Here is a 26,349-nt window from a genome sequence, read left to right on the forward strand (position 1 = left end):
GCACCCGTTACTCAGCCTGTGTGCGTGCTCGGGGGGCCCCGGGGCGGTGCGGTCGACGGCACCGCCCCGGGGGCTTCCCCCGTCACCCGCCGCACCTCGACGCGCCGTCGGCTCTTCGACGCCGCCGTGACCCTCATCGCGGAACAGGGCTTCTCCGCCACCACCGTCGACGAGATCGCCGACCGTGCCGGCGTCGCCAAGGGCACCGTCTACTACAACTTCGCCGGCAAGAACGTCCTCTACGAGGAGCTGCTGCGGGACGGCATCGACCTGCTCGCCGACTCACTGCGCCGGGCCGCCGACACCACAGCGGCCCGCGGCGGCACCCGGGTCGACGCCCTGGACGCCATGATCCGCGCGGGCCTGGACTTCATCGCCTGCTCCCCCGCCCTCATCCAGCTCTACGTCGCCGAACTGTGGCGCACCAACCGCACCTGGCGCGCCACCCTCACCTCCGTACGGGGCCGCGCCCAGTCCGTCGTCGAGTCCGTCCTGCGCGACGCCGTGGACAGCGGCGAACTCTCCGACGAGCTCGACATCCCCCTCACCGCCTCCGCGCTCCTGGGCATGGTCCTGGTGGCCGCCCTGGACTGGCAGTCCTTCCAGCCGGACCGCTCGGTCGAGGAGGTCCATGCGGCGCTGTCACGGCTGCTGCAGGGGCGGGTGAGCGCGGGCGGGGCGTAGGGCGTCCCCGGCCGGTGCCCCGACGTGCCCGGATGCCGGGCCCGGACGTCGTCAGGACTGCAGATGCGTCGGCGCGAACATCCTCAGGTGGGCCGGGAGGACGACGACCGAAGGGCCGGGGGCCGCCAGCGCCGCCGCCAGGTCCGTACGGAGCTGCTCCGGGGTCGTACGGACCGCGGGGACGCCGAACGACTCGGCCAGTGCCACGAAGTCCGGCCGGGTGAGTTCGGTGGCGGTGGCCGCGCCGAAGGCGTCGCTCATGTATTCGCGCAGGATGCCGTATCCGCCGTCGTCCACGATGAGCCAGGTCACCGGCAGGTCGTACTGCCGGGCGGTGGCCAGCTCGGCGATCGAGTACATCGCGCCGCCGTCCCCGGACACCGCCAGCACCGGCCGCGCCGGGTCGGCGACGGCCGCGCCCAGCGCCGCCGGGAAACCGTAGCCCAGCCCGCCGGCGCCCTGGGCCGAATGCAGCGCGTTCGTACGCCGCGGGTCGAAGGCGGACCAGGCCCAGTAGGCGAGGATCGTCATGTCCCAGCAGCTGACCGCGCCGTCGGGAAGCGCGTCCCGCACCGAGGCCAGCACCTGCTGCTCCAGGTCGAGATGCTGCCCGGCGATCCGGTCGCGGACGCGGGCCAGGAGATCGGATACGGCGGCCTCGGGAGAGGGCACATGGCCGGCCCCGGGCGCGGCTGCCCCGGCTTCCTCGGAGGTGGGCGCGTCGTCGCCCTCGGTGGGGCCGGCCTCCCGGGCCTCCCGCTCCCCCACCTCCTTGACCAGCGCGGCCAGCGCCGCCCGCGCATCCGCGTGGATGCCCAGCGCGGCATGGTTCGACTCCAGCTTGCCGAGGTCCGCCTCGATCTGTACGACACGGCCGCGCGGCCGGAACGTGTGGTAATTCGAGGAGAGTTCGCCCAGCCCCGAGCCGACGACCAGGAGGGTGTCCGCGTCCTCCAGGAAGGCCGTGGTGTAGCGGTCCTCCATCCAGGACCGGAGGGAGAGCGGGTGCTCCCACGGGAAGGCGCCCTTGCCGCCGAACGTGGTGGCCACCGGTGCCCGCAGCTCCTCGGCGAGCGCCAGCAGCTCCGCCTCGGCCCCGGCCCGTACGACTCCGCCGCCGGCCAGGATCACCGGCCGCCCGGCCTCGGTCAGCCGGGTCGCCGCCGCCGCGATCAGCTCGGCCCGCGGCAGCAACTCCTTCGGCCTGGCGGCCAGTTCGGTCACCGGCGGCACGTCGGCCTCCGCCAGCAGCACATCCTGCGGGATCTCCAGCCACACCGGTCCGTGCGGGGTGCTCAGCGCCGACTCCCAGGCGGCGGCCACCGCCGAGGGGATCTGTGAGGCCGTACGCGCCGTGTGGACGGACTTGACCACGCCCCGGAACGAGGCGCTCTGATCGGTGAGTTCATGGAGATAGCCATGGCGTCCGCCGCCGATACCGGCGAGCGGCACCTGACTGCCGATGGCCAGTACGGCAGCCGAGCCGGCCGCCGCCTCCTGCAGCGCGGCCAGCGTCATCAGCGCGCCGGGGCCGGTGGAGACCAGCAGCGGCGCGACCCCGTGCGTGGTCCTGGCGTACGCATCGGCGGCGAAGCCCGCGTTGTTCTCCACCCGCAGCCCTACGTAGCGCAGCGCGGAGCGGCGCAGTGCGTCGAACACCCCGAGCGCATGCTGCCCCGGCAGCCCGAAGACGGTCCCGGCGCCGAGTGCGGCCAGCGACTCGACGACGAGGTCACCGCCGTTGCGCCGGTGCTGCGTGGGCGTGGGGGTGGTGGTGCTCATGGGTGCGTGCTGCCTTCCTTGGCGGGCGGACGTGCGGGGTGCGGGCGTAGGGGCGTGCGGGCGTAGGGGATCAGGGAGGGGGAGCCGAGCACCGGGGGGCCCGGGGTGGGGCCAGGGGAGCGTCCGGGGATACCCCCCTGGCCGACAACTCGGGACAGGGACGGTGGGTGTCCGGATCAGGCCCGTCCGGCGGCGGAAGGGGGTGCCAGTGCCGCTCCCCCGGCCGGGTCACCGGCCGCATCGCCCTCCGACCGGCCGGCCAGCCGTGCCCGCCAGGCCGCCAGCACCGCCGCGTCCGTGGGCTTGGTGGCCAGGCTGACCGCCACGTACGCGACGAGCGAGGCGATCAGTCCGTAGTAGATCGGCTCGTTGGCGAGGACGCCGAGCGAGACCATCAGGCCGATGACGGTCAGCCCGCCGACGGCGACCGAGGTGAGCGCGCCGGCGGCGGTGCCCCGCTTCCACAGCAGCCCGCCGAGGATGGGCACCAGCAGGCCGCCGACGAGGACGTTGTAGGCGAGGGTGAGCGCCTCGACGACATTGTTCAGCGCGATCGCGATGACGATCACCGCGAGGCCCATGAGGAGGATGAAGACGCGGTTGCCGCGCACCTCGTCGTGCTCCTCGGCCCCGTCCCCGGCCTGCTCCGCCCGGGTCTCCGGGCCCCCGTCGCCGGACCCTCCCGCGGCCGGTCGCCGCCGTAGTGCGGCGGCGCCCTTGATCCGGGACCAGATGTCGTTGTTGGCGACCGTGGCACAGGCGATCAGTGCGCCCGAGGACGTGGACATCACCGCGGACAGCGCCGCCGCCAGCACCAGCCCGCGCACCCCCACCGGCAGCGCGTCCTTGACGATCGTCGCGAAGGCGTCGTCCGGGCTGCCCAGATGCGGATAGAGCACCTTGGCCGCGGTGCCGATGACCGCACCGGCCAGCGCATAGACCAGACAGTACGTACCGGCCGCGGTGCCGCCGCGGCGCGCGACCTTGTCGCTGCGCGCGGTGAACACCCGCTGCCAGATGTCCTGCCCGATCAGCATGCCGAAGGAGTAGATCAGCACGTAGGTGAAGACCGTCTGGCCGCCGATCCCGAGCGGGGCGAAGTAGTCGTGCGGGAGCTGAGACTTCATCTCCGCGAAGCCGCCCGCCTTGATGACGGCGATGGGCAGCAGGAGCAGCAGCACACCGATGGTCTTGACGACGAACTGGACCATGTCGGTGAGGGTGATCGACCACATGCCGCCGAGCGTCGAGTACGCGACGACGATCGCCCCGCCGAGGATGATCGAGAGCGTGCGGTCCATGCCGAAGAGCACATCGAAGATGGTCGCGTAGGCGATGGTCGAGGTCACCGCCAGCATCAGCGTGTACGCCCACATGACGACGCCGGAGATGATGCCGGCGGAGCCGCCGTAGCGCAGATCCAGCATCTCGGAGACCGTGTAGACCTTCAGCCGGGCGATCCGGGCCGAGAAGAAGACGCTCAGCGCCAGCAGCCCCAGGCCGATGGTGAAGACCATCCAGGCGCCGGACAGGCCGTACTGGTAGCCGAGCCCGACCCCGCCGATGGTGGAGGCGCCGCCGAGGACGATCGCCGCCATGGTGCCCGAGTACATCGCGGGGCCGAGGCGGCGGCCCGCGACCAGGAAGTCGCTCTTGGATTTGGCGCGCCGCATCCCCCACCAACCCATAGCGAGCATTCCGGCCAAATAGAGCACGATCACCGCATAGTCGACAGCCATGGGCCATCCCTTCCAACTGCGCCGAGGGGGAGAGAGGGGGGAGGGGGAGAGCGGGGTGTGAGGTCGAGGCGGCGGGCGCTTGGCGAGCGGGGGTCCCGTCCAAGCGCCGCGCCTCGGGGGTTGACCCTAGGAGGCGCGAAGGCGACGCTGAAGTGTACGTTTCCTCCATTCACCACCCTCCGATGTGGATGGTTCGCACATGCCGCACCCGCTCCCTCCGCCGTCCACCCCACCGGTGCCGCTCGCGGATCTGCTCGCCCGTACGGATCTCGGCCTGCGCCAGATCGCCGGCCCGCGCGAGGGCGTCGCGATCCACTGGGTGCACACCTCCGAGATGGCCGACCCGGTGCCGTACCTCCTGGGCGGCGAGATGCTGCTGACCGCGGGGCTGCATCTGGCGGAGGTGACCAAGGGCGCGGGCACGGGTGACGAGACGGGCACGGGCACGGCGGACGAGACGGGCACGGGCACGGCGGACGAGACAGGCGTCGGCACCGCGGACGGGACGGACTCGGCGCAGCCGGCCGCGCCCGCGGTGCCGTCCGGCGCCCCCCGTGCGGACACCCCCGCCGGGCTCGGCTCGCACCCCGCCCTCGACGCGTACCTCGACGGCTACGCCGCCCGCACCGTCGCGGCCGGCGCCGCGGCCCTCGGCTTCGGGATCGCGCCGGTGCACGACACCGTCCCCCGCGCCCTGGTGGCGGCCTGCGACCGGCACGGCCTGCCGCTCGTCGAGGTCCCGGCGGGCACCCCGTTCACCGCCGTCGAGAGCGCCGTATGGCAGGCGGTGACGGAGGCCAGGCACCGCGAGCTGACCCGGCTCAGCGAGGCGCAGCGCGCACTGGCCGCGGCCGCCGCCCGCCCCGACCCGGCGGCCGCCGTGCTGCGCGCACTGGCCCGCCATGTTCACGGCTGGACCGCGCTGCTCGCCCCGGACGGCGCGGAACACGGCTCCGCCGGCCCCCGCCCCACCGCCTCCGTCCGGGCCGCGGCCGGCCGTCTCGCGCAGGTCGTCGGCACGGGCGGCCCGTCCTCGGCCACCGACACCCTCCCCGGCAGCTCACTGTCCGCCTACGCCGCGACGGGACGCGCACCGGCCGGCCGGGCGCTCGCCCTCGTGGTCGCCGCGGATCCGCACGACCCGCCCGCACACGCCATCGCGGGCGTCGCCGCCGTACTCCTCTCGCTGATCACCGGCCGGGCCACCGACCACGGCCCGGCCGCCGCCGGGCAATCCGCGGCCCTGGTCCGGCTGCTCCTCGGCGCCCGCCCGTCCGATGTCGCCCCGCTCCTGGACTCTCCCCTCTGGACCGTCGTACACGCCGAACGCCGCCGTGACACCACGGAGTCGGCGGCCTCGCTGGCCGTCGCGCTGGGCACCTCACTCGTCGCCCCGGACGCAGGAGCCGGGCCGGCCACGAGCCCCGCGGGGCACCCCGGCGGCGGCCCCGCCCTGCGCGCCCTGGTCCCCGCCGGTCAGGAGATCACCGCGCACCCCGGCTGGACGCTCGGCATCAGCGAACCCGCCCCCGTCCCGGAACTGCCGGCCGCCGACCGGCATGCCGCCTCCGCGCTGCGCCGTGCCCTCGCCGGCCGCGCCGCCCTGGTACGCCATCGCACCCCTGGCCCCCACAGCATCACCTCGCTCGTCGCCCCCACGGACGCCCGGCAGCACGCCCAGGCCCTGCTCGCCCCGCTGGCCGACTCCCCGCCTCTCCTCGCCACCCTCCACAACTGGCTCTCTCTGCACGGCAGTTGGGACCGCACCGCGACCGCCCTCGGCATCCACCGCAACACCGTCCGCCAGCGCATCACCCGTATCGCCGGCCTCCTCGACAGCGATCTGGACGACCCCGACGTCCGCATGGAGCTGTGGTTCGCCCTCCGTTCGCTCGACCGGGACACGCCACCGGCCTGACGGCGAGCGGGACCCTCAGCGGCCTGTCCCCGAACGCGAGCCTCACCCGCCGGAAGACGCGGAGCGGCGAGGGACCACGGGCCACGGCCGGCGGACGCGGAGCGGCGAAGGGCCGCCGGGCCGCATCCGCCGCCGACCGCTCGGTGACACCCTTGTGACAGTCAACGCCTTGAGGAAATCGGGTAGTACGCCACTAAACTTTGCCGAGTCGTGCCGTACGTGACGCCAGCATCGGAACGGGGGAAGGCGTGGCCGGAGAGGGATTGCAAGCAGATATACCGTCGCTGAAGTCCGGTGGCAAAGACTTCACCAGCGTCGGGCAGCGCTACCAATCCGCGGTGGAGAAACTCAAGAACGCGCTGACCGGCCTGGAGGGCCAGGACACCCCGCCATGGGGCGATGACGACATCGGCGAGAAGTTCGGCGTGGTCTACGAGGGCCTGCGGGACGGCATGTACGAATCGATGGGGCATCTGGCCGCCAAGCTCCAGGAGATCGGCGGCGCCCTGAACACCATGGCCGACAACCACCAGGCCGACGAGGACTTCAACGATTCGCTGATGAAACAGCACGTCGCCAACGCCGAGGCCGAGGGCCAGAAGATCGTCGCCCTCAAGGCACCCCAGACCTGATTAGCAGTCAGTTCTCCTTTTCCGCAACGGTCATCATCGCTTCATTGTTTTACGGGGGATGGAAGCCATGTCGCTCATGCTGCCGGACTGGCTCGAGTGGGTCCTCGAAATGCTCGGCTACGACTGGCCGACGGGCGACGAGGACAAGATGAACGAGTCCGCCGACCGATGGCGGGACTTCGCGAACGCCGTCGAGCAGCTGCAGTCCGAGGGCGTCTCGGCCGCCGGCAACGTGCTGTCGGCCAACTCCGGCGACAGCATCGACGGCTTCAGCAAGACCTGGGAGAAGTTCTCCGGCAGCGGCTCCGGCTACCTCGACGATGCCCGTACGGCCGCCGAGCTCATCGCCTTCGCGCTGAACGCCGGCTCCGTGGTCATCATCGGGATGAAAGTCGCGGTGATCGCCCAGTTGGCGATCCTTGCGGCAGAGATCATCGCAGCTCAGGCAGCGGCTCCGTTCACCCTCGGCCTGTCCGAAATCGGGGCCGCCGGCGCCACCCAGGCCACTCGTCTGATCGTCCGCCGCATCCTGAAGGAAGCGCGCGAGGCCCTGGTCGAGGCGATCGTCGAGACGGTCAAGGAGCCCGCCGTCTCCGCGCTGGAGGCCATGATCTCCGATGCCATCGCCCAGGGCATGAACATGAACTTCGGGGCCCAGCAGGGCTTCGACGTCGGCCGCAGCGCCAAGACCGGTGCCGAGGCCGGGGTGGACGCGCTCAAGAACTCCGGCCAGACGTTCACCGAGTCCCTGCGCGACGGCGCGGGCGCCAAGGCCGGCCACCATGCCCGCAGCGGCCTCGATCACGCCGCAGGGCGGGGCGGGAGTGACCACGGCGGCGAGGACAGCGGCGGAAACAGCGGGAGTTCGAGCGAATCCAGCGGGTCCGGAAGCGGGAACAGCTCCGAGAGCGGAAGCGGGAGCGGCTCCGGCAGCGGGGACGGTGCGGGCTCCGGCAGCGGGTCGGGGTCCGGTGACGGAAGCGGCAGTGGGTCCGGAAGCGGTTCCGACGGCGGCGGGTCCGGCACCGACAGCGGTTCGGGGACCGGGTCGGGATCCGGATCCGGGTCGGGGTCCGGTGAGTCGAGCGGCGGCGGAAACGGTACGGGCACGGGGGCCGGGAGCGGCGGCCCGTCGCACTCCCCCCGCCCGATGAGCGACTCCGGCGCGGGCTCCGGCAGCGACCCCTCCACCACCCCTGACAGCTCCACCCCAGGCCCGGACGGCAACCGCAACACCCCCCAGGCCCAGCCCCTGCCACCCCCGGACCAGCGCACCGCCTTCGACGAGGGCTACACCGGCGACAGCAGCCACAACCCGTACGGGGGCTCCACCACTCCGGACTCCGGACCCACCCCGGACTCGGGCAACACCCCCAGCTCGGGCGGCCCCACGTCGGACACCGGCGGCGGCCCCACCCACGATTCGGGCGGCCCCTCCCACGACTCCGGCGGTCCCACCCCGGATGCCTCCCGCCCGGACACGGACTCGACGAGCACCCACCCCACCCCGGACAACACCCCGGACGGCGCGCGCCCGGACGCCGTCAGCACCCACCCCACACCCGACAACACCCCTGACTCGGCGCGTCCCGACACCGGCTCCATCAGCACCCAGCCGGCCCCGGGCCCGTCCTTGCACCCGGACGCCGCACCGACCCCCGACTCGGGGACGAACCCTGACTCCGGCCCCGCCCCGGACCACTCGTCCGCCGGCCCGGCCCCCGACCACTCGGCCACCGGCCCGGCCCCGGACCACTCGTCCGCCGACCGGCCCAACTCCCCCACCCCCGACGGGCCTTCCCACCCGGACACGACCCCGTCGCCGCAGCAGTCGTCGCCCTCCCCCGACCCGGTGGCCGGCAACCCGCCCACCAACACCGACACCTCGCACTACGGCGATGGCAACAACAGCGGCAACAACGGCTCCCAGAACGCGGACGACTCCCACACCGCCGGCGGACGCCCCGCGACACCACACCTGCCCTCCCAGGGCGCCCCCGTGCAGCATTCCTCCTCCGGCCCGCCCGTCGGGCAGCGCGACCCGTCCCCCGGCGACCCCATGCCGCACGCCCGGGATGACGACGACACCACCGTCACCACCCAGTCCGCCGGCACCATGACGGCACCGCCGCCGACCCAGCACACGGCGGACCCCGGCGCCGGCACGCCCGCCACACCGCAGCAGTCGCCCCAGAACACCCCACAGACGCCCGGCCCGATGATGGGTGTGCCCACTGCCATGCCCTCGCAGGGCGGCCCGGCAACGCCCAACGCCGCCCCGCCACGCGGCGGCACACCGTCCAACGGAAACGCCTCCGCCCCCTCCAACCGCCGCCCCGACGGCTCCCAGGCAATCCGCGACGCCACACAACAGCGCCGCCCCGAGTCGCCTCCGTACAACCCGCGTCTGGACGGCCCCCGCCCCACCACGGCCTCACCGGGCCCGAACCGCCGCCCCGACGGCTCCCAGGCGATCCACGACGCCACACAACAGCGCCGCCCCGAACCCCCTCCGCACAACCCGCGCCTGGACGGCCCCCGCCCCGACCAAAGCGGCCAGAACCAACCGAACCCACAGGGCGGCCAGACACCCCAGGGCCAGAACCCGCCACCCCAGCCAAACCAGTCGAACCCGTCTAACCCGTCGACCCCGTCGAACCAACACCCGGACCAGACCCAGGCCGTACGCCCGGACCGGAGCCAGCCGCAACAGTCCCCACAGAACCAACAGGGCCCGCGCCCCGACCAGGCCCAACCGGTACGCCCGGACAACACCCGACCCGACCAAACCCAACCCGTACGTCCGGACAACACCCGACCCGACAACACCCAGCCCATACGCCCGGACCAGCAACACCCCCGGAACCAGCGCCCGGACACCACCAGGCCGGACACCACGCGCCCGGACACCACCCGACCCGACACCACACGGCCGGACACCACCCGCCCCGACACACCCCGCCCCGACCAGTCACGTCCCCGCCCGGATGCGACCCGTCCGGACGACCCGCGCAATCCCCGGGACCAGCGCCCCGACCCCCGCCTGCAGCGCCCCGATCAGGCCCAGCCGCGCCCGGACGCCACCCGCCCGGATACCCAGCGTCCCCCGCAGCAGCAACAGCACGACCCCAACCAACAGCGGCCGCAGCAACAGCCACACGACCCCAACCAGCGGCCGCAGCAACAGCCACAGCAACAACAGCCCCACCGCCCGGACCCGCGCCAACAGCAGCCTCAGCAACAGCCGACGCAGCAGCCCCACCGTCCGGACCCTCGTCAGCAGCCGACGCTCCAGAGTCACCAGCCGCAGCCGACGAACCAGCAACACCCGCAGCATCAGAACCACCCCCAGAACCAACCGCAGAACCAGCAGCAAAACCCCCAGCAGCAGCCGCAGCACCAGGCTCCGAATCAGCACCACAACCAGCAGCCCGAACACCACCAGCAGCAGCAGCCACCACACCAGCAGCAGCCGACGCCCCAGCACCCCCCGCGGCCGAACCTGAACGACGTGCGGGCGAGCCTCAACCACCAGCCCAGCGGCCTGTATTCGCCGTTCCCGCACGACCAGCAGGCGCTGGAGCACAATTTCCCGCGCAATCCGGACGGCAGCCCGCAGCGCCACGCGGACCCCTTCCAGCCCTGGTCCCGCTTCCAGAACGACGGCGGTCCGACCGTCCCGGGACGCTCCAACAACTGCGCCGACTGCACCCGCTCGTTCATGGAGTCCTGGTACGGCAACCCGCAGGTGTCCGCACCACGCACCTACGACAACGACGGCCACGGCGGCCTGGACCGGGTCAGCGGCGAACGCAACGGCACCCACAACATCCAGAACTGGGCCGGCACCAGCTTCCGTAACTCCGGCCGGAACGCGCAGGACAGCTACCAGCACATCGCCGATGAACTCCGCCAGTCCGGCCACGGCTCGGCCGCCGCGGTCCTCGTCACCTGGCCCAAGAACCCCGACGGCTCCGGCGGCGGCGCCCACGTCTTCAACGCCGTCAACCACAACGGCCGCGTCGTCTGGGTGGACAGCCAGACCGGCCAGATCAGCCAGCAGCCCATTCACACCAACGCCGACGGTGTGTGGCATCTGACCCTCGACGCCGACCGCAAGCCCTTCGATCCCGCGGCCAACCAGAACCAACAGCCCCACCAGAATCAGAACCCCCAGCAGGCACAGCACCAGAGCCAGAACCCCCAGCAGGGGCAGCACCAGAACCCCCAGCACAACCAGGGCCCGACTCAGCACCAGCCCCAAAACCCGCAGCACAACCAGCAGTTGCAGAACCACCCGCAGCAGCAACAGCCGAACCAGCACAACCCGCAGAATCCACAGAACCCCCAGAATCCGCAGAACCCGCAGCACAATCCCCACCAGCAGCAACAGCAGAACGCCCCCGGCCCGCACCCCGCCGGCACCGACACCACCCCCGAGTCCCACTCCGATCGTCCGGAGCAGCACGCGCCGGCCGACCCGTCGCCCTCCCACAGCCCGGACCACACCACCCCGGACGCCCCGTCCTCCTCCCACAGCCCGGACCACACCACCCCGGACAACCCCACAGACACCGACCGCCGCCCCCCGGAGAACCCCTCAGGCACCGACAGTCACCACCCGCCCTCCGACCCCTCGGGTACCAAGCGGCCGGCTGACGACGAAGAGGCGCACGGGGACGCGAAGCGGCCCCGGACCGACGAGGAGCACGCCGGCGGCCCGGAGGGGACGGCGCACGACCCGAGCGGCACCGAGGACAAGGACCACGACCGGTCCGAGGGGGACACGGAGCACGAGGCCCGGGACCACGCGCCCGATCCGGACTCCCCGCAGACCGCCGACCATCTCGATCGAGGGCTGTTGCCCGAAGCCGCCCAGGCCGATCTGCGCACCACGCACGAAGTCCGTCCGGTCGACCTGGAGCCCGTCTACAACAATCTGCAGAATTGGGGTGAGCAGGGGCTGCTCCCCTCGCTCTTCGCGCGGGCCGCCCACCCCGAAGGAATCAGCAAGCAGACCCTCGTCGACACCCTCGGATCCGACTTCACCGATCTCACCAGGGGGCAGCAGGGGGCCGTGGTGGCGGCGCTCACCCGCCTCTCCCTCGACTTCCACCGAGGGCATGCGGTCGGCGCGCTCGATCCTCAGGCGGACAACCGGCACCACCCGGCCGTTCACGATCCCGGCTACCACAACGACCCGCCCAAGCGGCAGCGGTTCCTGGACAACCTGCAAAAGCTCTCCGACAACATGGAGGCGACGGGCCACCACAACGCCGCGACCTATTACCACGCGACGCAGCGGCCCAATCGATCCGAAAACGACCTGCAGAATCACATGACTGCGGACGATTTCAAGCAGCTCCTGGACCGGAACAAGGGCGACTGGTCGAAGCGGAACTTCGCCAGCCTCGAAGTGTTCGATCCGTCCATCAATGGAAATCGCTACATTTCAGACAGCTCGCTCCCCATGGGCACCCAATGGGGCGGCGGAGTTCACTCCGAGCCGCATGTGGTCGACTACATGAAGTCCGTGAACGAGGAGCGGGCGGCGAGGAATGAGCCACCGCTCAAACCCGTCAGCCTCTACACGGAGCGCGAGCCTTGCGGTTCCATCAGCGGCAACGACTGCTCCGGGTATCTGCAAAGGGAACTCGGCGACGACGTCAAAATCTATTACGGGACGGGATTCCGTCAGGGAGATCCCGAGAACGTCGACGAAATGGTCGAGAGGGACGGCGGAAGGCAAGGGGTCAGGAAGGCGAGGCAACTTGCCATGGCCGGCTTCAAACGGGATTCGAGCGCCTATGTCAATAAACTGCGGGGCATCTGGGGAGACTTGGCACGCGGCGGACACCTCTCCTAGGATGACGGGCTCCATGACCTCCGCGGAAAGGGTGTCGTCTCGTGCCTGATGGTGAGGGCTCCAGCGAATCCGTCCTCAGGAATTGGCTGGACCGCCCGGACGGAAAGCGGCGCAGGCTCATCGTCACCGGCGCCCCCGGCAGCGGAAAGACCAACTGGCTCGGCGAGACGGCACATCGGACCCCGGACGCCCTGTTCGTGGACTGCCGTGGAATGTCGGCCGAATCGGTGGCTCTGCGAATTCAGCAGGAAACCTCCACCGGGCCGGCGCCACACGGAGACCGTCGCGGCCAGTCGCGGCTGTATGAAGACCCGCGCGGTCGGCACGTCATTTTCCTGGCCAATGCCCAATGGGCGGGCGAGACCTTTCACTCCACGGAGCCGCAACGTCTGGCCGGCAGTCTTTCCTTCGCACTGACCGGCGCCTACAACGCCGATATCCGGCTGGTGATGGAGTGGGACGCGGCGCGCATGGGGGCTCCTTGGCCCCGCGACATCGAGATTTCTCCCACCGGCACCGGGACCGGCACCGGGGCCGGGACCGCCGTCGGGGACCAGTCACCGCTCCTGTCCCGGCTGAGCGAGGACGCCTCGACCGCCCTCACCGCTCTTTCCTGGTCCGAAGTCCCCGAAACTCCCCTCCCGGTATGGGAGTTGCTCTGCCGGGCCATCGGCGGCTCCCGCGCCCGTATCGAGATCCCCGCGGTGCTCACGGAACTGACGGACGTGGTGCGCGTGACCGATCACGGGACTCCCGAGGAGCGCCTCTCCTTCCTCGACCCCTCGGTCGCACACACCCTCCGCTCGGAGCGGCCGGCCACGGCGGACACCTTCCGCCGCATCGCGACGGCGCTCCGCTCGGCACTGTCCGAGGACGGCCGCCCCTGGCCCGAGCGTGGCCCGGCCGCCCGGTACGCGGCCAAGACACTGCCCGTGTATGCCGCGTTGGCCGGCGAGCTGACCGACACCCTGGAGGACGGGTTCGCCCTGGCGCATTGTGAGCCCCGTGTCCTCTGGGACGCGCTGGCGCAGGCCTTTCCCGACGGCGTTCCCCAGGGGAGCGTCGCGGCCGATGTGCGGCTCCTCCAGGGGCAGGGAATCGACCCCGGAGACCAGGGCGAATGGGTTGCCTGGCTGCACCACGCCGCACTGAGCGCGAACCGTCCCGCACTGGCCGATGAACTCGCCGGCGCCGGCGTCGGCATGCCCTGGCGCACCCTCTGGTCACGATGGCGCCCCGGCGGCGTGTTCGGCGCCCTCCCCGGCGAAGCGGGGCGCATCGACGAGTTGGGCTTCGTGGTCGATGACGACGGTGCCCGCCTGGTGACCGGCCGGGACACCACGGTCGACAAGGCGGCCGACCCCGACTACGCGTATGTCCGCCGGGAGTGGGACCCCGCCACGGGTGACCCGGCCACCCCGGGGGAATCCGTTCCCGAGCCGCTGGGAGAGGCGGAGTGGTGCGCCGAGGACCGGATTCCGCCGGATATGCCGGTGGTGTTCGCGCAGCACGCGGAGACCGGATGGGAGGTGTACGGGTCGGCTCCGACCGTACCGCCGCGCTGTCCGGTCGCCGTCACCCAGGCCGTCAGCGTCGGCCGTACCTGGTGGCTGGCGGGGGCGGGCGGACTGTGCGCCGTCACGGGGGCCGGCGACAGCCTCTCGGGGCTGCCCCTGTGGCACGAGGAGCCGCTGCTGCCCACCCACTCCCGTGCCGCGCTCTGGGAGATGCCGGACATCCCCGCCGCGGCAGCGCCCGGAGGTTCCGGTGATGCGGTCACCCGGCAGTGGCTGGAGGAGACGTTCGGCCCGGGCGCCTGCCGGGCCCTGCCCGACAGCGCGGTACCGGCGGGGGTGGCCGATGCCGCGGCGCGGCGTTTTCTGACCGAGGTCGGCGTGCCCGTGGTGTCGGGCTTCCTGCACCTGATCACGGACCCGCCGTCCTCCGACGGCCTGGCGGAGGTTCCCTGGCCGGCGGACTCGTCCTCCGCTCCGCCCACCGGCGGTCCGTTCTACGACCTCGGCTTCTGGATGTATTCGAGGCTGCTGTTGGACGGCGGCTCCGGGCAGGTGCTGCGCGACGGCACGGGCGGCATGGACTCGCTCCTGGCGGGCCGCAGCCTCGCGCAGTTCTTCTCCCTGGTCAGGCTCTTCGACGCATATCGCCGGAGTCCCTTCCCCTGCCCCCTGGACCGTCAGGACGCCAGAGCCGGCCTCCACGCGTGGTGTCAGCGGCTGGACCCCGAGGCCGCGGACGGTCCGCTGTGGCGGACGATTCTGGAGGAGGGCTACCCCTTCGAAGACGGCACGTGGGACCTGGCGTCGTACGACGGCTGGTTCATCGAGTAGCCGCGTCCGGCCCCGGGAAAGGGACGCCCGGCCCGCCACGGTGTCCGTGGCGGGCCGGGCGTCGTCGACTGCTGCCGCTGTCGGCCCTGCGGGGCCGCGCGGTGCCTACTGGCCCTGCCGGGCCGCCGCGATCTGCCGCGACATGATCGTCGTCAGCTCGTACGCGGTGTGGGAGGCGGCCACGCAGGTGATCTCCGCGTGGTCGTACGCCGGGGCGACCTCGACGACGTCCGCCGAGACCAGGTTGCACGACGACAGCCCGCGCACGATCTCCAGCAGCTCGCGGGAGGTGAGACCGCCGGCCTCGGGGGTGCCGGTGCCGGGGGCGTGGGCCGGGTCCAGGACGTCGATGTCGATGGAGATGTACAGCGGGCGGTCGCCGATGCGCTGGCGGAGCTGGTCGGCGACCTCGTCGACGCCGCGGCGCATGACGTCGGCGGAGGTGACGATGCCGAAGCCCATCTTCTCGTCGTCGTCGAGGTCCTTCTTGCCGTAGAGCGGACCGCGGGTGCCGACGTGGGAGAGCGCGGAGGTGTCGAGGATGCCCTCCTCGACGGCGCGGCGGAAGGGGGTGCCGTGGGTGTACTCGGCGCCGAAGTAGGTGTCCCAGGTGTCCAGATGGGCGTCGAAGTGCAGCAGCGCGACCGGGCCGTGCTTCTTGGCGACCGAGCGGAGGAGGGGGAGGGCGATGGTGTGGTCGCCGCCGAGGGTCATCATGCGGGCGCCGCCGGCGAGCAGGTCGTCCGCCGCGGCCTCGACCGTCTCCACGGCCTCGTTGATGTTGAAGGGGTTGGCCGCGATGTCACCGGCGTCGGCCACCTGCGCGAGCGCGAAGGGCGACGCGTCCTGGGCCGGGTTGTAGGGGCGCAGAAGGCGGGACGCCTCGCGGATGGCGTTGCCGCCGAAGCGGGCTCCGGGGCGGTAGGAGACGCCGGTGTCGAAGGGGACACCGACGACGGCCACATCGGCCCGGCCGCCGACCTCGTCGAGGCGGGGCAGTCGGGCGAAGGTCGCCGGCCCGGCGAAACGCGGGATGCGGGAGGAGTCGACGGGGCCCACGGGCCCGTTGGATGCGCTGGCTGCGGTGGTCATGAGGTGAGAGTAGGGACGGCCGGGCGCGTGGCACATGGACATTTGCGGCGATGAGGCCCGGTGCGTTGGACGTTTTGGCCAGGGGGCCCGGGGACACCGGACAGGCGGCGGCCAGGTCTTTTCCCGGCTCTCGGCGTCCGCACCGCGGTGCCACCGCTCCGGCATCCGCACCCCGGTGTCCGGGCTGCGGAACTCCACCGCCCCGGAACAGGCGTACGGGCACAATGGGCGCTATGCCGATAGCCTCCGCAGCCGCTGCCCCCTCGCGCGCCGAACTCGTCGATCATCTCGTACGGACCCGGATCGCCGGTGAGGTCGCCACTCCCCGCGAGAACAACCTCTCCCACTACCGCAGACTCGCCAACGGCGAGCGCTATTACTGGTTCGGCCTGGAGTTCGGCGATCGCTGGACGGACGAGCAGGACGTGCTGGCCGTGATGGCGGAGCGCTGCGGGGTGAACGACGATCCGCACCACCGGCAGGGGCAGGACACCATCGATCCCGAGCTCACGGTGGAGGCGCTGGACCGTGCGGCAGCGGTGCTGCGCAAGGCGGCGGCCGACGGGCAGCGGGTGCTGTTCGCGACCGGTCACCCGGGCGGGCTGCTCGATGTGCACCGGGCCACGGCCGAGGCGCTGCGCGCCCAGGGCTGCGAGATCGTGGTCATCCCGGACGGACTGCGGGCGGACGACGGAATGGTCTTCCAGTTCGGCGAGGTGGCGATGCTGGAGCGCGGCGCGACGCTGTGGCACACCCACTCCCCCGAGCCGATGGCCGCGATCCTGGACGGGCTGGAGCGCGAAGGGCGGCCGCTGCCGGATCTGGTGATGGCCGACCACGGCTGGGCGGGCTGCGCCGGCCAGCGCGGTATCGACGCGGTGGGCTTCGCTGACTCCAACGACCCGGCGTTGTTCCTGGGCGAGGCCGAGGGCACGGTCCAGGTGACGATCCCGCTCGACGACCATGTCCTGAGCCCGCGCCACTACGACCCGCTGACCGCCTATCTGCTGGACGCGGCCGGGCTGCGCTGAGCGCCCCGCTCCGCCGGCGCCCGGCCCCGAGGGCCTGCGGCGCCCGGCACGGCAGGCTGATCCACGGGGACCGGACAGACCACGCGACGGGTCCACGCAGCGGATGCCGCGCGGACCGTCAACGGAAGCATCGGCCGGGATCCTCCGAGCGGCCGGTGGTGGCGCAGCACTCGACCTCGCCCGTTGCCGTGGCGGGGGCCGTCCGCCGCCGCCCTCACGATCCGCCGGACCCGCCCCGGTCCCGCGGCACCCGGATGACGCCCTCCTGGATCACCGAGACCACCAGCTGTCCGTCGGCCGTGAAGATCCGGCCCTTGCCCAGCCCCCGGCCGCCCTGGGCGGTGGGTGACTCCTGGTCGTAGAGCAGCCAGTCGTCGGCGCGCACCGGACGGTGGAACCACATCGCGTGGTCCAGGCTCGCGCCGACCACATCGCCGACCGCCCAGCCGCCCCGGCCGTGCGCGAGCAGGATCGAGTCCAGCAAGGTCATGTCGGAGACATAGGTGACCAGGCAGATGTCCAGCAGGGGGCGGGTGACGGTGTCACCGCAGCCGGCGCCGTCGGCGAGCGCCTTGTCCAGGTCGCCGTTCGTACGGAACCACACCTGCGAGCGGGGCTCGCGTACCTGGCCGACGGTGCCGAACGGCGGCTCGTCCACGTACCGCAGATCGATCGCGGCCCGCGCCTCCAGCAGCCGTTCGGTGACACCCGGATCGACGAACCGGTCCGCGTGGCGCGGCAGCATCTCGGCGGCCGTGGGCAGGGCCAGCGGGTCCGGTGCCGGTGGCATCGGCTCCTGGTGTTCCAGGCCGTCCTCATGGACCTGGAAGGAGGCCGAGAGGTGGAAGATCGGCTGGCCGTGCTGGACGGCGACGACCCGTCGGGTGGTGAAGGACCGGCCGTCGCGGATCCGGTCGACGGTGTAGATGATGGGCGCACCGGGGTCGCCGGGGCGCAGGAAGTACGCGTGCAGGGAGTGCGGCGGACGGTCGGCGGGGACCGTCCGGCCGGCCGCGACCAGGGCCTGGGCGGCGACCTGGCCGCCGAAGACCCGGGGGACGACCGCCGCGCGGCTCTGGCCGCGGAAGATGTCCTGCTCGATCCGCTCCAGGGCGAGCAGATCGAGCAGGGACAGGAGTGCGTCGTTCACGTGCGTGTGGCCCTTACGGCCTAGAGGCCCATGGACTTGGCGATGATCATCTTCATGACCTCGCTGGTGCCGCCGTAGATGCGGTTGACGCGGTTGTCGGCGTACAGGCGGGCGATCGGGTACTCGTTCATGAAGCCGTAACCGCCGTGCAGCTGGAGGCACTTGTCGATCACGCGGTGCGCGACCTCGGTGCAGAACAGCTTGGCGGAGGCGGCCTCGGCCGGGCTCAGCTCGCCGGCGTCCAGGGCCTCCAGGGCGCGGTCGGCGACGGCCTCGGCCGCGTCCACCTCGGCCTGGCAGCCGGCCAGTTCGAACTTGGTGTTCTGGAAGGCGGCGACGGGCTTGCCGAAGACGGTGCGCTCCTGCACGTACTCCTTGGCGAACCGGACGGCGGCCTTGGCCTGGGCGTAGGCGCCGAAGGCGATGCCCCAGCGCTCGGACGCGAGGTTCAGGCCCAGGTAGGCGAAGCCCTTGTTCTCCTCGCCCAGCAGGTCGTCGACCGGGACCTTGACGTCGACGAAGGCCAGCTCGGCGGTGTCGGAGACCTTCAGGCCGAGCTTGTCCAGCTTGCGGCCGACGGAGTAGCCCTCGGACTTGGTGTCCACGGCGAAGAGCGAGATGCCGTGGCGGCGGTCGTCCTCGCGGGGGGCGGCGGTGCGGGCGCAGACGATGACGCGGTCGGCGTGCACACCGCCGGTGATGAAGGTCTTGGCGCCGTTGAGGACGTAGTGCGTGCCGTCGTCCGACAGCTTCGCGGTGGTCTTCATGCCCGCGAGGTCGGAGCCGGTGCCCGGCTCGGTCATCGCGAGCGCCCACATCTCCTCGCCGCTGACGAAGTTCGGCAGGTAGCGCTTCTTCTGCTCGTCGGTGGCGAGCATCTGGATGTACGGCAGACCGAGCAGCACGTGCACGCCGGAGCCGCCGAAGGAGACGCCCGCGCGGGAGGTCTCCTCGTACATCACGGCCTCGAACTTGTGCGAGTCGATGCCGGCGCCGCCGTACTCCTCGGGGACACGGATACCGAAGACGCCCAGTTCGGCGAGCTTGTAGTAGAAGTCGCGCGGGGCCTGGCCGGCGGCGAACCACTCGTCGTGCACAGGGACGACCTCGGCCTCGATGAAGGCGCGTATCGTCTCGCGGAACGCCTCGTGATCCTCGTTGAACACCGTACGGCGCATTGCTACGTCGCCTCCTCCATGTCGCCGGACCAAGCGCATGGCTAAGCGCTTGCTCAGCGAAAGCTACCGGCCAGTCACCTAGGCTGTCCAGAGGTCAACGAAAACCTGTGCGGCCCAGGACCCGGCTCACGCGCCCGGCACCGCCGCCGCCATGGACTCCCCCGCCGCCGCGTCGGCCGCCGCCTCCCCGGCCGCCGCGCCGAACGCTCCCAGTGCCAGCCGGTGCAGCAGTTCCGCCATCTCCGTACGCCCCGGGAGGGCGCCCGGACGGCCGAGGTGCGGGGTGGAGTTGAGCAGCCCGAAGACGGCGTGCACCGCGGCGCGGGCCTGGGATTCGGAGGGGGCCGGGTGGACCCGGCGGACCACCTCCACCCACAGCTCCACATACTGCCGCTGGAGCCGGCGGACCCGCTTGCGGTCGGCCTCCCGCAGCCGGTCCAGCTCACGGTCGTGCAGGGTGATCAGCGGCCGGTCGTCCAGCGCGAAGTCGATATGGCCGTCGATCAGCGCACACAGCACCGCCTCCGGGCTCTCCCCGCCCTCCGCCACCCGCATCCGGCCGCCGTCGAGCAGCCGCTCACTGATTCCGACCAGCAGTTCGGCGAGCATCGCGTCCTTGCCGGCGAAGTGCCGGTAGAGGCCGGGGCCGGAGATGCCCACGGCCGCCCCTATCTCGTCCACGCCGACGCCATGGAAGCCGCGCTCCGCGAAGAGCCGGGCCGCCTCCTTGAGGATCTGCTCACGGCGGCTGGTCGGGGCGGAGTCCTGCGCATTACTCATGCCGTCGATTGTAGACAGCCGGGTTAGTGCTCGTTAACCTGAAGGCAATGAGGTTAACGCCCATTAACCCGGATGGCCCGGCAGCCGCGGACCGCGGCACCGGGACAGCTGACCGAGCAAGGGGGCTCGTCTTGATGGAGCAGGCACCGGTGCTGGGGAGCGCCGCCGATCCGGCGTCCGACTCCTGGCGGGCCAACGAGGCCGCGCACCGCGAGCTGGCCGCACAGCTGCGCGAGAAGCTCGCGGCGGCCCGGCTGGGGGGCGGCGAGAAGGCCAGGGCGCGGCACACCGCGCGCGGCAAGCTGCTGCCCCGCGACCGGGTGGACGCCCTGCTGGACCCCGGCTCCCCGTTCCTGGAGCTGGCGCCGCTGGCCGCGGAGGGGATGTACGGCGGGGCCGCGCCGGCCGCCGGGGTGATCGCCGGCATCGGCCGGGTCTCCGGCCGCGAGACGGTGATCGTCGCCAATGACGCCACGGTCAAGGGCGGTACGTACTACCCGATGACGGTCAAGAAGCATCTGCGGGCGCAGGAGATCGCCCTGGAGAACCGGCTGCCCTGCCTGTACCTCGTGGACTCCGGCGGTGCCTTCCTGCCGATGCAGGACGAGGTCTTCCCCGACCGGGAGCACTTCGGGCGGATCTTCTACAACCAGGCCCGGATGTCCGGCGCCGGTATCCCGCAGATCGCCGCCGTCCTCGGTTCCTGCACGGCGGGCGGCGCCTATGTCCCGGCCATGAGCGACGAGGCAGTGATCGTCCGCAACCAGGGCACGATCTTCCTGGGCGGACCGCCGCTGGTGAAGGCCGCCACCGGCGAGGTCGTCACGGCCGAGGAACTGGGCGGCGGCGAGGTGCACGCCAAGACCTCCGGCGTCACCGACCATCTCGCCGAGGACGACGCCCATGCGCTGCGCCTGGTGCGCAGCATCGTCTCCACCCTCGGCGAGCGCGAGCCGCTCCCGTGGACCGTACGGACTGTCGAGGAGCCGAAGGCCGACCCGGCCGGTCTGTACGGCATGGTGCCCGCCGACTCCCGCACGCCCTATGACGTCCGGGAGGTGATCGCGCGGCTCGTGGACGGCTCCCGCTTCGCGGAGTTCAAGGCGGAGTACGGCACGACACTGGTCACCGGCTTCGCCCATCTCCACGGCCACCCCGTCGGCATCGTCGCCAACAACGGCATCCTGTTCTCCGAATCGGCCCAGAAGGGCGCCCACTTCATCGAGCTGTGCGACCAGCGCGGTATCCCGCTGCTGTTCCTGCAGAACATCTCCGGCTTCATGGTCGGCCGCTCGTACGAGGCCGGCGGTATCGCCAAGCACGGCGCGAAGATGGTGACGGCGGTGGCCTGCACCCGCGTGCCCAAGCTGACGGTCGTCATCGGCGGCTCCTACGGGGCGGGCAACTACTCCATGTGCGGCCGGGCCTACTCCCCCCGCTTCCTGTGGATGTGGCCGAACGCCAAGATCTCGGTGATGGGCGGCGAACAGGCCGCCTCCGTCCTCGCGACCGTCAAGCGCGACCAGCTCGAAGCGCACGGCGAGGAGTGGAGCGCCGAGGAGGAGGCCGCGTTCAAGGCGCCGGTCCGCGAGCAGTACGAGAGCCAGGGCAACGCCTACTACGCGACCGCGCGGCTGTGGGACGACGGCGTGATCGACCCGCTGGAGACCCGGCAGGTGCTGGGACTGGCGCTGACCGCCTGTGCCAACGCACCGCTTCCCCAGAAGGACAGCACCGCGCCCGGCTACGGCGTCTTCCGGATGTGAGAGGGATGTCCCCAGCAATGGCCACCAATTTCGACACCGTGCTCATCGCCAACCGAGGCGAGATCGCGGTCCGTGTCATCCGTACGCTGCGCGCCCTCGGCATCCGCTCGGTCGCCGTCTTCAGCGATGCGGACGCCGATGCCCGCCATGTCCGCGAGGCCGACACGGCCGTACGGATCGGTCCGGCCCCGGCCGCCGAGAGCTATCTGTCCGTGGAGCGGCTGCTGGACGCGGCCGCCCGGACCGGTGCGCAGGCGGTCCACCCGGGCTATGGCTTCCTCGCCGAGAACGCCGCCTTCGCCCGCGCCTGCGCGGACGCCGGGCTGGTCTTCATCGGGCCGTCCGCCGAGGCCATCGAGCTGATGGGCGACAAGATCCGGGCCAAGGAGACGGTGCGGGAGGCCGGTGTCCCGGTCGTCCCCGGCTCCTCGGGCAGCGGCCTGGACGACGGCCAACTGGCCGCTGCGGCACGGGAGATCGGCATGCCGGTGCTGCTCAAGCCGTCCGCGGGCGGCGGCGGCAAGGGCATGCGGCTGGTCCGTGACGAGGCGCTGCTGGCCGACGAGATCGCCGCCGCCCGCCGCGAGGCCCGCTCCTCCTTCGGCGATGACACCCTCCTCGTCGAGCGCTGGATCGACCGGCCCCGGCACATCGAGATCCAGGTGCTGGCGGACGGCCACGGCAAGGTGATCCACCTCGGCGAGCGCGAGTGCTCCCTGCAGCGCCGCCACCAGAAGGTCATCGAGGAGGCCCCCTCGGTCCTGCTGGACGAGGCGACCCGCGCCGCGATGGGCGAGGCGGCCGTGCAGGCGGCCCGCTCCTGCGGCTACCGCGGCGCCGGCACCGTCGAATTCATCGTCCCGGGCAAGGACCCGGCCTCGTACTACTTCATGGAGATGAACACCCGCCTCCAGGTCGAGCACCCGGTCACCGAACTCATCACCGGCATCGACCTGGTGGAGTGGCAGCTGCGGGTCGCGGCCGGCGAGCATCTCCCCTACGCCCAGGAGGACATCACCCTCACCGGGCACGCCATCGAGGCACGGATCTGTGCCGAGGACCCGGCCCGTGACTTCCTGCCGACCGGCGGCACGGTGCTGGCACTGCACGAGGTCCGGGGCGACGGGCTGCGCACGGACTCCGGTCTGTCCGAGGGCGTGGAGGTCGGCAGCCGCTACGACCCGATGCTGTCCAAGGTCATCGCCCATGGCCCGGACCGGGCGAGTGCGCTGCGCCGGCTCCGGGCCGCGCTGGCGGAGACGGTCACCCTCGGGGTGACCACCAACGCCGGTTTCCTGCGGCGGCTGCTGGCCCATCCGGACGTGGTGTCCGGCGAGCTGGACACCGGGCTGGTCGAGCGCGAGGCAGCCGGCCTGGTCGACGGCGAGGTGCCGGACGAGGTGTATGCGGCGGCCGCCGCGGTACGGCAGGCGGCCCTGGAGCCGGCGGTCGCCGACGGCGGCTGGCGCGACCCGTTCGCCGCGCCGAACGGCTTCCGTCTCGGCGGCGAGCCCGCCCCGGTCCGCCACTGGCTGCGGGTTCCGGGCCATGACCCGGTCGCCCACGACGTACGGCCGGGCACGGCGGCCGGGCAGGTCGCGCCGGACCGCGTACGGGTCACCGTCGACGGGGTGCTGCACACCTTCCGCCGCAGCGGCGACTGGCTCGGCCGGGACGGCGATTCCTGGCAGGTGACCTCGTACGACCCGGTGGCGGCGGCGCTGCGCGGGGCCGCCGGGGCACATGGCGCGGACACCCTGGCCGCCCCGATGCCGGGCACCGTCACCGTCGTCAAGGTGGCCGTCGGCGACGAGGTGGCCGCGGGCCAGGGCCTGCTGGTGGTCGAGGCGATGAAGATGGAACACGTCATCTCCGCACCGCACGCCGGCACCGTCACCGAACTGGACGTGACCGCGGGCAGCACCGTCGCCATGGACCAGATCCTGGCCGTCATCACCCCGCACGAGAACCCCGAAGAGGCCGCCGCGTCCGCGACGGCAGCCGAGGACGAGCAGGGGAGCGCCTCATGACCGCAGCCGGACTGCCGATGGAGGTCACCGCGGAGGGGCTGCCCACCCGCGTACGGATCCATGAGGTCGGCGCGCGCGACGGCCTGCAGAACGAGCAGACCGTCGTGCCCACGGAGGTCAAGGCCGAGTTCATCCACCGGCTCGCCGACGCGGGCCTGCCGACCGTCGAGGCCACCAGCTTCGTCCACCCCAAGTGGGTGCCCCAACTCGCCGATGCGGAGCAGCTGTTCCCGCAGCTGGGCGACATCGATCCGCACCGGCTCCCCGTACTGGTGCCCAACGAGCGCGGTCTGGACCGTGCGCTCGACCTGGGCGCCCGCCAGATCGCGGTGTTCGGCAGTGCCACCGAGTCGTTCGCCAAGGCCAACCTCAACCGCACGGTCGACGAGGCGCTGGCGATGTTCGCGCCGGTCGTCGCGCGGGCCAAGGACGCCAAGGTGCAGGTCCGCGGCTATCTCTCGATGTGCTTCGGCGACCCCTGGGAGGGCCCGGTGCCCATCGCGCAGACCGTCCGGGTCTGCCGGGCGCTGCTCGACCTGGGCTGCGACGAGCTGAGCCTGGGCGACACCATCGGCGTGGCCACCCCCGGCCATGTGCAGGCGCTGCTGGCCTCCCTCAACGAGGCGGGCGTCCCCACCTCCCGTATCGGTGTGCACTTCCACGACACCTACGGGCAGGCCCTCGCCAACACCTTCGCCGCGCTGCAGCACGGCATCACCACCATCGACGCCTCGGCGGGCGGCCTCGGCGGCTGCCCGTACGCCAAGAGCGCCACCGGCAACCTCGCCACCGAAGACCTCGTGTGGATGCTGCACGGCCTCGGCATCGAGACCGGGGTCGACCTGGACCGGCTGACCGCCACCAGCGTGTGGATGGCGGACGTCCTGGGCCGGCCGAGCCCCTCCCGCACCCTTCGCGCCCTCTCCCACAAGGAGTGACCCTCATGTCCCTTGACCACCGTCTCCCCGCCGAGCTGGAAGAACTCCGGCGTACGGTCGAGGCCTTCGCGCACGACGTCGTCGCCCCGAAGATCGGCGAGTACTACGAGCAGCATGCGTTCCCGTACGAGATCGTGCAGGAGATGGGCCGGATGGGCCTGTTCGGCCTGCCGTTCCCCGAGGAGTACGGCGGGATGGGCGGCGACTACCTCGCGCTCGGCATCGCCCTGGAGGAGCTGGCCCGGGTCGACTCCTCGGTGGCCATCACCCTGGAGGCCGGCGTCTCCCTGGGCGCCATGCCGATCTACCACTTCGGCACCGAGGAGCAGAAGCGCGCGTGGCTGCCCAAGCTGTGCAGCGGTGAGTTGCTCGGCGCCTTCGGCCTCACCGAGCCGGACGGCGGCTCGGACGCCGGCGCCACCCGTACGACCGCCGTACGGGACGGCGACAACTGGGTGATCAACGGCAGCAAGTGCTTCATCACCAACTCCGGTACGGACATCACCGGTCTGGTCACGGTCACGGCCGTCACCGGCCGCAAGGCCGACGGCGCCCCGCTGATCTCCTCGATCATCGTGCCGTCCGGAACCCCCGGCTTCACGGTCGGCGCCCCGTACTCCAAGGTCGGCTGGAACGCCTCGGACACCCGCGAGCTGTCCTTCTCCGACGTCCGGGTCCCGGCCGCCAACCTGCTGGGCGAGGAGGGCCGGGGCTACGCCCAGTTCCTGCGCATCCTCGACGAGGGCCGGATCGCCATCGCGGCGCTGGCCACCGGCCTCGCCCAGGGCTGTGTGGACGAGTCGGTGCGCTACGCCAAGGAGCGGCAGGCCTTCGGCCGCGCGATCGGCACCAACCAGGCCATCCAGTTCAAGCTCGCCGACATGGAGATGCGCGCCCACACCTCCCGGCTGTCCTGGCGCCATGCCGCCTCCCGGCTGGTGCACGGCGAGCCCTTCAAGAAGGAGGCCGCGCTCGCCAAGCTCTACTCCTCCGAGATCGCGGTGGACAACGCCCGCGAGGCCACCCAGATCCACGGCGGATACGGCTTCATGAACGAGTACCCGGTCGCCCGGATGTGGCGGGACGCCAAGATCCTGGAGATCGGCGAGGGCACCAGCGAGGTCCAGCGGATGCTCATCGCACGGGAGCTGGGTGTGACCGCCTGACCCCACGTACTACGGCCGGCCCTGCGCGGCGGGGCCGGCCAGGACGTCCGGCAGCGGTGCCTTCCAGTGCCGGGCGTGCGGGTAGAGCGCGGCGAAGCGGTCGCGGACCGTGCGGGGGAAGAAGACCGGCATCCAGGAGCCGTCGGTGAACCCCAGCTGGTAGTGGCCCCAGGTGTAGTCCTCGACTGCCGGTCGGGCCGACCGAGGTGCCCCGCCCGGCAGTCGTGAGCCGGCCGGGCGGGCCGGCGG

The 26,349-nt window shown here is 72.0% G+C and carries 17 protein-coding genes; 10 read left to right on the plus strand and 7 right to left on the minus strand.

All coding sequences use genetic code 11. The annotated features are described in order from the left end of the window. Window positions 1-24: 24 nt before the first annotated feature. On the plus strand, window positions 25-684 hold the full coding sequence (locus tag ACWGI6_RS36505; protein ID WP_453271489.1) for a TetR/AcrR family transcriptional regulator: 660 nt from the start codon (window positions 25-27) through the stop codon (window positions 682-684). Window positions 685-735: 51 nt separating this feature from the next. On the opposite strand, the gene ACWGI6_RS36510 is transcribed toward ACWGI6_RS36505, so the two are convergent. After that, complete coding sequence (locus ACWGI6_RS36510) at window positions 736-2,466, minus strand: thiamine pyrophosphate-binding protein (protein ID WP_453271490.1); 1,731 nt, start codon at window positions 2,464-2,466, stop codon at window positions 736-738. A gap of 176 nt (window positions 2,467-2,642) precedes the next feature. Then, window positions 2,643-4,205, minus strand: coding sequence for a sodium:solute symporter (locus tag ACWGI6_RS36515; protein ID WP_453271491.1), 1,563 nt, complete (start codon window positions 4,203-4,205; stop codon window positions 2,643-2,645). Between the two features lie 199 nt (window positions 4,206-4,404). Here ACWGI6_RS36515 and ACWGI6_RS36520 point away from each other — a divergent pair, with 199 nt between their 5' ends. From ACWGI6_RS36520 to ACWGI6_RS36535, 4 genes are all read left to right on the plus strand, one after another. Next, window positions 4,405-6,123 (plus strand): helix-turn-helix domain-containing protein, encoded by a 1,719-nt coding sequence (locus ACWGI6_RS36520; protein WP_453271492.1) that lies wholly within the window; start codon window positions 4,405-4,407, stop codon window positions 6,121-6,123. A gap of 263 nt (window positions 6,124-6,386) precedes the next feature. Further along, complete coding sequence (locus tag ACWGI6_RS36525) at window positions 6,387-6,755, plus strand: WXG100 family type VII secretion target (protein WP_393906262.1); 369 nt, start codon at window positions 6,387-6,389, stop codon at window positions 6,753-6,755. 67 nt (window positions 6,756-6,822) lie between these two features. Beyond that, a complete protein-coding gene (locus ACWGI6_RS36530) occupies window positions 6,823-12,621 on the plus strand; it encodes a toxin glutamine deamidase domain-containing protein (RefSeq protein ID WP_453271493.1) in 5,799 nt (1,932 codons plus the stop codon). A gap of 41 nt (window positions 12,622-12,662) precedes the next feature. After that, a complete protein-coding gene (locus tag ACWGI6_RS36535) occupies window positions 12,663-14,969 on the plus strand; it encodes an SUKH-4 family immunity protein (protein WP_453271494.1) in 2,307 nt (768 codons plus the stop codon). 105 nt (window positions 14,970-15,074) lie between these two features. On the opposite strand, the gene speB is transcribed toward ACWGI6_RS36535, so the two are convergent. Next, window positions 15,075-16,061, minus strand: coding sequence for an agmatinase (gene speB / locus ACWGI6_RS36540; RefSeq protein ID WP_393906265.1), 987 nt, complete (start codon window positions 16,059-16,061; stop codon window positions 15,075-15,077). A 233-nt stretch (window positions 16,062-16,294) separates the two neighbouring features. On the opposite strand from speB, the gene ACWGI6_RS36545 reads away from it, so the two are divergent. Then, entirely contained in the window at window positions 16,295-17,092 is a 798-nt protein-coding gene (locus ACWGI6_RS36545; RefSeq protein ID WP_453271495.1) for a phosphatase, read from the plus strand. A gap of 214 nt (window positions 17,093-17,306) precedes the next feature. On the opposite strand, the gene ACWGI6_RS36550 is transcribed toward ACWGI6_RS36545, so the two are convergent. The 3 genes from ACWGI6_RS36550 to ACWGI6_RS36560 form a co-directional block, all read right to left on the minus strand. Continuing rightward, entirely contained in the window at window positions 17,307-18,242 is a 936-nt protein-coding gene (locus tag ACWGI6_RS36550) for an acyl-CoA thioesterase (RefSeq protein ID WP_453271496.1), read from the minus strand. A gap of 20 nt (window positions 18,243-18,262) precedes the next feature. Next, window positions 18,263-19,420, minus strand: coding sequence for an acyl-CoA dehydrogenase family protein (locus ACWGI6_RS36555; RefSeq protein ID WP_393906276.1), 1,158 nt, complete (start codon window positions 19,418-19,420; stop codon window positions 18,263-18,265). Window positions 19,421-19,546: 126 nt separating this feature from the next. Next, entirely contained in the window at window positions 19,547-20,200 is a 654-nt protein-coding gene (locus ACWGI6_RS36560; protein WP_453271497.1) for an SACE_7040 family transcriptional regulator, read from the minus strand. 134 nt (window positions 20,201-20,334) lie between these two features. Between ACWGI6_RS36560 and ACWGI6_RS36565 the strand changes: the two genes are divergently transcribed. The 4 genes from ACWGI6_RS36565 to ACWGI6_RS36580 are packed head-to-tail and all read left to right on the plus strand — an operon-like array spanning window position 20,335 to window position 26,100. Next, on the plus strand, window positions 20,335-21,966 hold the full coding sequence (locus ACWGI6_RS36565) for a carboxyl transferase domain-containing protein (RefSeq protein WP_393906278.1): 1,632 nt from the start codon (window positions 20,335-20,337) through the stop codon (window positions 21,964-21,966). 17 nt (window positions 21,967-21,983) lie between these two features. Beyond that, window positions 21,984-23,996: an acetyl-CoA carboxylase biotin carboxylase subunit gene (locus ACWGI6_RS36570; RefSeq protein WP_453271498.1), complete on the plus strand. Its 2,013-nt coding sequence runs from the start codon at window positions 21,984-21,986 to the stop codon at window positions 23,994-23,996. Continuing rightward, window positions 23,993-24,934, plus strand: coding sequence for a hydroxymethylglutaryl-CoA lyase (locus ACWGI6_RS36575; RefSeq protein ID WP_453271499.1), 942 nt, complete (start codon window positions 23,993-23,995; stop codon window positions 24,932-24,934). Before ACWGI6_RS36570 ends, ACWGI6_RS36575 begins: the two co-directional genes overlap by 4 nt. A 5-nt stretch (window positions 24,935-24,939) precedes the next feature. Continuing rightward, a complete protein-coding gene (locus tag ACWGI6_RS36580) occupies window positions 24,940-26,100 on the plus strand; it encodes an acyl-CoA dehydrogenase family protein (protein ID WP_453271500.1) in 1,161 nt (386 codons plus the stop codon). 9 nt (window positions 26,101-26,109) lie between these two features. Here the strand turns inward: ACWGI6_RS36580 and ACWGI6_RS36585 are convergent. Continuing rightward, window positions 26,110-26,349: hypothetical protein (locus tag ACWGI6_RS36585; protein WP_453271501.1), on the minus strand; the 240-nt coding region annotated here is incomplete at its 5' end.

This window comes from Streptomyces sp. NPDC054786 (genome assembly GCF_053611685.1).

Coding starts and splice junctions, on each gene's coding strand:
- ACWGI6_RS36555 (WP_393906276.1), bottom strand. CDS start 19,420: ATGCGCCGTACGGTGTTCAACGAGGATCACGAGGCGTTCCGCGAGACG.
- ACWGI6_RS36530 (WP_453271493.1), top strand. CDS start 6,823: ATGTCGCTCATGCTGCCGGACTGGCTCGAGTGGGTCCTCGAAATGCTC.
- ACWGI6_RS36510 (WP_453271490.1), bottom strand. CDS start 2,466: ATGAGCACCACCACCCCCACGCCCACGCAGCACCGGCGCAACGGCGGT.
- ACWGI6_RS36545 (WP_453271495.1), top strand. CDS start 16,295: ATGCCGATAGCCTCCGCAGCCGCTGCCCCCTCGCGCGCCGAACTCGTC.
- ACWGI6_RS36570 (WP_453271498.1), top strand. CDS start 21,984: ATGGCCACCAATTTCGACACCGTGCTCATCGCCAACCGAGGCGAGATC.
- ACWGI6_RS36565 (WP_393906278.1), top strand. CDS start 20,335: ATGGAGCAGGCACCGGTGCTGGGGAGCGCCGCCGATCCGGCGTCCGAC.
- ACWGI6_RS36575 (WP_453271499.1), top strand. CDS start 23,993: ATGACCGCAGCCGGACTGCCGATGGAGGTCACCGCGGAGGGGCTGCCC.
- speB (WP_393906265.1), bottom strand. CDS start 16,061: ATGACCACCGCAGCCAGCGCATCCAACGGGCCCGTGGGCCCCGTCGAC.
- ACWGI6_RS36520 (WP_453271492.1), top strand. CDS start 4,405: ATGCCGCACCCGCTCCCTCCGCCGTCCACCCCACCGGTGCCGCTCGCG.
- ACWGI6_RS36580 (WP_453271500.1), top strand. CDS start 24,940: ATGTCCCTTGACCACCGTCTCCCCGCCGAGCTGGAAGAACTCCGGCGT.
- ACWGI6_RS36560 (WP_453271497.1), bottom strand. CDS start 20,200: ATGAGTAATGCGCAGGACTCCGCCCCGACCAGCCGCCGTGAGCAGATC.
- ACWGI6_RS36515 (WP_453271491.1), bottom strand. CDS start 4,205: ATGGCTGTCGACTATGCGGTGATCGTGCTCTATTTGGCCGGAATGCTC.